This is a genomic window from Coleofasciculus sp. G1-WW12-02 (assembly GCF_040219735.1).
Classification (GTDB): Bacteria; Cyanobacteriota; Cyanobacteriia; order Cyanobacteriales; family Coleofasciculaceae; genus Coleofasciculus.
This window is the reverse complement of the sequence record NZ_JAVJRX010000146.1, coordinates 1-6,097: the sequence shown is the minus strand read 5'-3', so window position 1 is coordinate 6,097 and position 6,097 is coordinate 1. Positions and strand designations below refer to the sequence as shown.

The following is a 6,097-nucleotide window of genomic DNA, read 5'->3' as shown; positions in this document are numbered from 1 at the left end:
TGTTCTGGGGACACTAAAACTCAGGTTTCCGTTAGCGATGGAAATTGGAAACGATTGGGGCAGTTTACTGCCAAAAAAGTCCAGTTGTTGCAGCGAAGCACGGGGTTAATCGTCGTGCCTTCAACTGGACTGGTCAAATCTCACCACATTGAGTGGCAAGATTTGACCTCTATTCCTCCCCGCATTGCTTCGCTGAATGCGGGGTCTCACGAGGTTTACGATGAACTCTCACGACAGTGGCTTTGAGCCAATTTGACCTAAACCCAAACGGTAAAAACATAGATGAAATAGGCTAAATAGGAAACTCCCATTAGCCCCACACTAATTCTACCTGTCATGGATTGGTAGGTTTGGAATAGTACAACGCAGCTGATAATGACGGCGAGGATTTCCACAATGGTGACAATAGTGCCGTAATGATTCGGGTCCCAATAGGAAACTGGACTCTGGAATCGCCAATTGGAAAAGGGGAAAAAATGCCGATGGGCATCATTATGATGCAGGGGAAAATCACCGACAATATGTAAAAACATGCTGGAGAAAAAGATTATTCCTATTTTGGAACCTAACCAGCCTGTGAAAACTAAAGCAAAGATAATTAGAGGGATAGAGTTGAAAATGTCAATAAAGTTTTGCCAGTTTTCTTTGTAATACGCTTCTCGCCAAATAATTCCTTCAGGTGTGCCTTTAATCACTTTTTCAACAAAGTAGAATACAAACATGGGAGCATCGGGGAGGAATGCACCGACTATGACTGGGGTAAGGATATTGGCGGTATCCTGACGCCCTAGGCATAGCATATTAATAATGATGTGGGCTGGGGTATTCATGGTAGATGGGACTGGAAACGCTTTGAGCAAGCACTAATTCCTTTATTGTAATTGTCGGGCGGGTCTTTCATTGGAGAAATAACCGTTTAATGTCCTGTCCACCGTAACCTACCAGCCCCTGACCTATCTAATATTAACTCTTACTGTTCACTGTTCCCTGTTCCCTCCCCTCACCCCACTACTTATTCAGCAACCTTTACATCAATAAGTAGTCTATGAATTTGACATTAATCGCAGTTAATTATCTCAGTTTTACGGTTAAATTGAACAGGTAAATCTACTCGTTCTACCGTAACTAAATGATAAGGTTGAGTGATTGCCATTGTTGTAAAACAGTTTTGTCCGGGTTGCTGTTCTACAGCATTAATCACCAGCTTACCGTCCTCCATCACGATATCTTTAATTTCAACACTATAGCCACCACTGGGTTTATTCCCTAACCCAACTCCAATCACCATGCTTTCCGTCCAGTTAACTTGGGGTGAGGGTGGTGTTTGAGAAGAATTATCATTAAATTTTTTCCAAAATTGCTGCCAATTTCCGGGATTGCGAATCACCGTTTCAAATGGTTCTTCCATTCCCGAGTTAAAACCTTTATCTAATGATTCCAAGGAGACAGTATCTGAAGGCGTATCTTGGTCTTCTAACATCTTTAAATCCTCTTGGGCTTGAGTTAATAGCTTTGTGCCACTGCACAGGGATGTGGTTAAGTTTTTATCGGAAATTGAGGCATAGACTAAGTAATACTCTCCTTCCACAAAGTTGAAGCCGCAACTGGCGCTGGACTCTGGTGTCATCACCATTAATCGGCGTCTTTCTTCTCCTTTCCAAACTTCGGCAACTTCAAACATGACTCTTTTTTGTTGGGAAGAGAATTCGGGGCGTGTGGAATTTTGGCGGGGAGTGACGACATTAACAACTCGACCCGAAAAGACAGCATTAGCGGATTCAAAATGTTGATCAGGGGTAGAGGGTAAACAACGACAAGCTTGAGCTGATTCGGCTGATATTATAAAGAGACTGGCGGCGAGCATGAGTATTTTTTTCATTGTTCAAACTCCTAATAGTTTTCTTGGGTAAACCGTCTAGAATTATCCGATTTTCCCTTTGACCTCTCGTCCCGATAAAATGTTCCATGTCTCATGAATAAAAAAAGGTTTTATCATAAAGATAAGATGAGTAAGCGAGATGAGCAGCATCTGTGGTATCCTCTGCTAAAGTAACCCCTCTAGTCAATAATCCCGATCGCCTAGAAAGTCGCCTGAAAGAAATCCCCGGCGAACCTGGGGTGTATTTAATGCGTGACGGGAGCGATCGCATCCTCTATATTGGTAAATCAAAGAAGCTGCGATCGCGCGTTCGTTCCTATTTCCGTAACGCCCAACCCCTAAGCCCCCGTATCGCCATGATGGTGCGTCAGGTGGCGGAGATTGAGTTCATTGTTACTGATACGGAAGCGGAAGCCCTAGCATTAGAAGCGAATTTAGTCAAGCAGCATCAGCCTTATTTTAATGTGCTGCTCAAAGATGATAAGAAATATCCCTATGTTTGTATTACTTGGTCAGAAGACTATCCGCGTATCTTTATTACCCGCAAGCGTAACCTAAGAAAGGAAAAGGATCGATATTATGGTCCTTATGTGGATGTCGGGTTGCTGCGAAGCACATTACACCTACTTAAGCAGATTTTCCCCCAACGCCAGCGTCCTCGTCCTCTGTTTAAAGACCGTCCCTGTCTTAACTATGATATTGGGCGTTGTCCTGGCGTTTGTCAACAGCTAATTTCGCCCCAGGAGTATCGCCATACAGTGCAAAAAATGGCGATGGTGTTTCAGGGACGAACGGGGGAACTGATTGATATCCTAACTCGGAATATGGAACAAGCGGCGGAATCGCTGAACTTTGAGTTAGCCGCGAAAATTCGGGATCAGATTAAAGGGTTGAACGCCCTGAGTGCTGACCAAAAAGTTGCCCTACCTGATGATACCGTATCACGGGATGCGATCGCGCTCTCGGCAGATGCCAATAATGCTTGTATTCAATTATTCCAGATTCGTGCCGGTCGGTTAGTGGGGCGGTTGGGATTTTTCGCCGAGGTTCCCACTGGGGGAATTGAATTAGGGGCTATTTTACAACGGGTATTAGAAGATCATTACCAAACCGTTGACTCGGTAGAAATTCCCACTGAAATTTTAGTTCAGCATGAGTTACCGGATGCGGAATTATTGGCAGATTGGTTAAGTGAACGCAAAGGGCGTAAAGTTACTATTTTAGTTCCCCAACGGCAAACTAAAGCCGAATTAATTGAAATGGTGGAACGGAATGCTAGATATGAGTTGGAACGGACTCAGAAATTCGCGGATCGCAATACCCAAGCCATGGAGGATTTAGCCGCTATTTTAGATTTACCCGATTTACCCCATCGGATTGAAGGGTATGATATTTCTCACATTCAGGGTGCCAATGCAGTAGCCTCTCAGGTGGTGTTTATTAATGGAATACCAGCTAAGCAACATTATCGCCACTATAAGATCAAAAATCCCACAGTAACGATTGGTCATTCCGATGATTTTGCCAGTTTAGCTGAAGTGATTCGTCGCCGTTTTCGCAAATATAAAGATGTAGGGGCGGGTTTGACCGATACCATTTCCCCACAAACCGATAACATAACTAAACCCGCCCTTTCAAACCACAAAGGAAACCCAGATGTAGGGGCGGTTTTGACTGATACCATTTCGCCACAAACCGATAACATAACTAAACCCGCCCTTTCCAGAGAACAGGGGATATCTGATGATTTTCCCGATTTAATTATGATTGATGGCGGTAAAGGACAACTCTCCGCCGTGGTGGCGGTATTGCAGGATATGAACCTATTGGATAAAGTCCGGGTAGTGAGTTTAGCTAAGCAACGGGAGGAAATTTTTCTCCCTGGTGAATCCTTTCCCCTCCCCACAGATGCAGAACAACCGGGGGTGCAATTATTGCGGCGTTTACGAGATGAGGCGCACCGTTTTGCGGTGAGTTTCCATCGACAGCAACGCAGTGATAAATTACGCCGTTCTCGTTTAGATGAAATTCCCGGATTAGGATTTGTGCGCCAAAAACAGCTATTGGCACATTTTCGTTCCATTGATTATATTCGAGAAGCATCGGTACAACAGCTTGCTGAAGTTCCGGGAATTGGTTTGCGTTTAGCCGAAGATATTTATTCCTATTTTCATCCATGAGAAGTAAGTCCCCCACGATTCAACCCTCTGGCGTCTGGCTACTGTGGGCGGTGATTGGGTTAGAAATTAGTTTGGGATTGATTTATCTGTGGGGGATTGTGGTGAGGGGAAAGGCGTATCCCCTATTTAATATGGATGGGCAAATGACGATTCCCTCATTAATCCAAGCGCTACAACTGTTGATTATTGGCTTAATTGCCTTGAGTTTACTGCTATTTCAACGCCATACCTCCCTTCCGCCCTCTCGCCTTTTTTGTGGCGCGATCGCGGTATTATTTTCTTATGGGGCGGTGGATGAGGTATTTAAGTTTCACCTACAGCTTTCGCGTCTGCTGAATACGTCAGATCATAAAGATTGGATGCCGATTTATTTGGCGGTTGGGGTGAGTACGCTGGTGATATTTCACCGGGATTTTATCGCAATTTGGAGATTTTACCCCAAAGCCATTGCCTTTGTCGCCTTGGGAATGGGCATATTTTTTCTGGGGGTATTTTGCGGGGAGGTGGTGAAAATAGTGGTTTTTCAGCTTAATCAGGGGGGTTTGATTCCCGTGGTGGTGGAGAAGGTGCGCGTGGCGGTTGAGGAGACATCTGAGTTAGTGGGGGAGAGTCTGACAATTTATGGGTTATACTTGTTTGTGGCTAAGCGATGGGATGTCCTTAGGGCGAAACATTAATCTTAGGAAGCCTAGAACTAAAGTTCTCCTCTTAAAGCTTAAACCCGTTAAAACGAGTTCATACTAAGTTGCATTTAAACGTATAATACCAAATTCGGGTTAGCTACCCCTGTGATAAACCAGTCCGCGCAGGCGGACTTTGTTTGTGTAGCAGCGATTTCAATCGCCTCCTCTTGCTCTCTATCCTTAACGTTCTGTGCAAAACTGACATGCTCCCGATTTCTAGTGCAGCTGAGCGGAAATAATTGAGCAGCTTTGTCTATACAGTGAAGCTGGAGAAGATGTTAGCTATTGGTGTTATTTCTGCCTTCTTGCACTAGGGAGTTAACCTCCTCAATGGGTAAACCTAAGGCTTCGGCTATCTGATCTGCGGTTAATCCCATTGCGAATAATTTGGGAATGGCTTCTCTTCGGGCAATTTCTGCTTGTTCAGCCCGTTGTCTTTCTTGTTCAGCCCGTTGTCTTTCTTGTTCGGCTCTCTCACTTCCTGTGAGGAGTAAATTGCCCTGACTATCCCACCAGCGCAACCAAATTTGAGTTTGATTTTGATAGGTTCCTTGGAGTAATCCCAATTCGATACCTAAAGGTTCAATGGGATAGTGGTTTCGCGAATTAGGAGACATCGGGCGGTAGGAACCATTGATTAGATGATAAACCTCTAAATGGTTCCGATTGATTTCAAAAATACCATAGTAAGGAATCCGGAGAATCTGCTCATAAACCCAAAACTTACCGGGTTTCGTTTTTTTTCCTTGAGATGAGCGGGATAATGGCGTTTGATCTCGCTCTTCGGAACCATCGCCACTGGCAAATTCTAAAGCAATCATTGGTGCGATAAATTCGTGCCAGATCACGTAAGAACGGCGAATTTGTCCGTCTAATTTTGGGGGAACATTAGGCACATAAAACCAATCGGGAGCTTCTGCTCCTTTTTCCGGGGGTTCTGTCTGTCGCCAGTAGATGCCACAATCTTGTCCAATGGCATATTGTCCATCGGGATGAATTCTTTCTAGAATAGGTCCGAGGGAGTCTGTGAGAATAAGGCTTTGGGGATGCTCCTGAAAATTCTTCACGAATTCGCCATCTGATTCAGGGAGTTGGGTATGATCCGGGAACGGAGGAGGTAGAACGGTAGGTTCCAGGCTCTGGCTCATAAAAATCCTTCGTTGTGGGAAACCCTGTGTCTTTAGACCAGGGAGGAACACCCGGTAGCGGTTTAAGAAGCATACCCCTTTCGGGGTGGAGGGGTATGGTTGCCCCTCCGGTTTTCACCCATTTCTGGGGTAAAGTTAGCCTCGCCAAGGTTATCGGTCGGTAACTGTCCAAAAAGCACTGTTTCAGTGACCTTAAAACTGTTTAAC

The 6,097-nt window shown here is 44.8% G+C and carries 5 protein-coding genes and 1 pseudogene; 3 read left to right on the top strand and 3 right to left on the bottom strand.

All coding sequences use genetic code 11. From position 1 onward, the window contains the following. Window positions 1-246: pseudogene (locus RID09_RS24070) on the top strand (RRXRR domain-containing protein); the annotation flags it as partial. An 11-nt stretch (window positions 247-257) separates the two neighbouring features. Here RID09_RS24070 and RID09_RS24065 read toward each other — a convergent pair. Together RID09_RS24065 and RID09_RS24060 are read right to left on the bottom strand one after the other, a co-directional pair. Beyond that, window positions 258-830 (bottom strand): hypothetical protein, encoded by a 573-nt coding sequence (locus RID09_RS24065; protein ID WP_446338446.1) that lies wholly within the window; start codon window positions 828-830, stop codon window positions 258-260. Window positions 831-1,057: 227 nt separating this feature from the next. Beyond that, a complete protein-coding gene (locus RID09_RS24060; RefSeq protein ID WP_446338445.1) occupies window positions 1,058-1,879 on the bottom strand; it encodes a protease complex subunit PrcB family protein in 822 nt (273 codons plus the stop codon). Between the two features lie 152 nt (window positions 1,880-2,031). On the opposite strand from RID09_RS24060, the gene uvrC reads away from it, so the two are divergent. Continuing rightward, window positions 2,032-4,059: an excinuclease ABC subunit UvrC gene (gene uvrC, locus RID09_RS24055; protein ID WP_446338444.1), complete on the top strand. Its 2,028-nt coding sequence runs from the start codon at window positions 2,032-2,034 to the stop codon at window positions 4,057-4,059. Further along, window positions 4,056-4,736 carry a hypothetical protein gene (locus tag RID09_RS24050; protein ID WP_446338443.1) on the top strand — a complete coding sequence of 227 codons (681 nt, stop codon included), beginning with the start codon at window positions 4,056-4,058 and terminating at the stop codon, window positions 4,734-4,736. The genes uvrC and RID09_RS24050 overlap by 4 nt, the downstream gene beginning before the upstream one ends. Window positions 4,737-5,020: 284 nt before the next feature. Here RID09_RS24050 and RID09_RS24045 read toward each other — a convergent pair whose 3' ends face one another. Then, window positions 5,021-5,890 (bottom strand): Uma2 family endonuclease, encoded by an 870-nt coding sequence (locus RID09_RS24045; RefSeq protein ID WP_446338442.1) that lies wholly within the window; start codon window positions 5,888-5,890, stop codon window positions 5,021-5,023. Window positions 5,891-6,097 lie beyond the last annotated feature (207 nt).

Bases quoted from the DNA above. Each gene is read 5' to 3' on its own strand.
- RID09_RS24065 (WP_446338446.1), bottom strand. From the start codon at position 830: ATGAATACCCCAGCCCACATCATTATTAATATGCTATGCCTAGGGCGT.
- RID09_RS24060 (WP_446338445.1), bottom strand. From the start codon at position 1,879: ATGAAAAAAATACTCATGCTCGCCGCCAGTCTCTTTATAATATCAGCC.
- RID09_RS24050 (WP_446338443.1), top strand. From the start codon at position 4,056: ATGAGAAGTAAGTCCCCCACGATTCAACCCTCTGGCGTCTGGCTACTG.
- RID09_RS24045 (WP_446338442.1), bottom strand. From the start codon at position 5,890: ATGAGCCAGAGCCTGGAACCTACCGTTCTACCTCCTCCGTTCCCGGAT.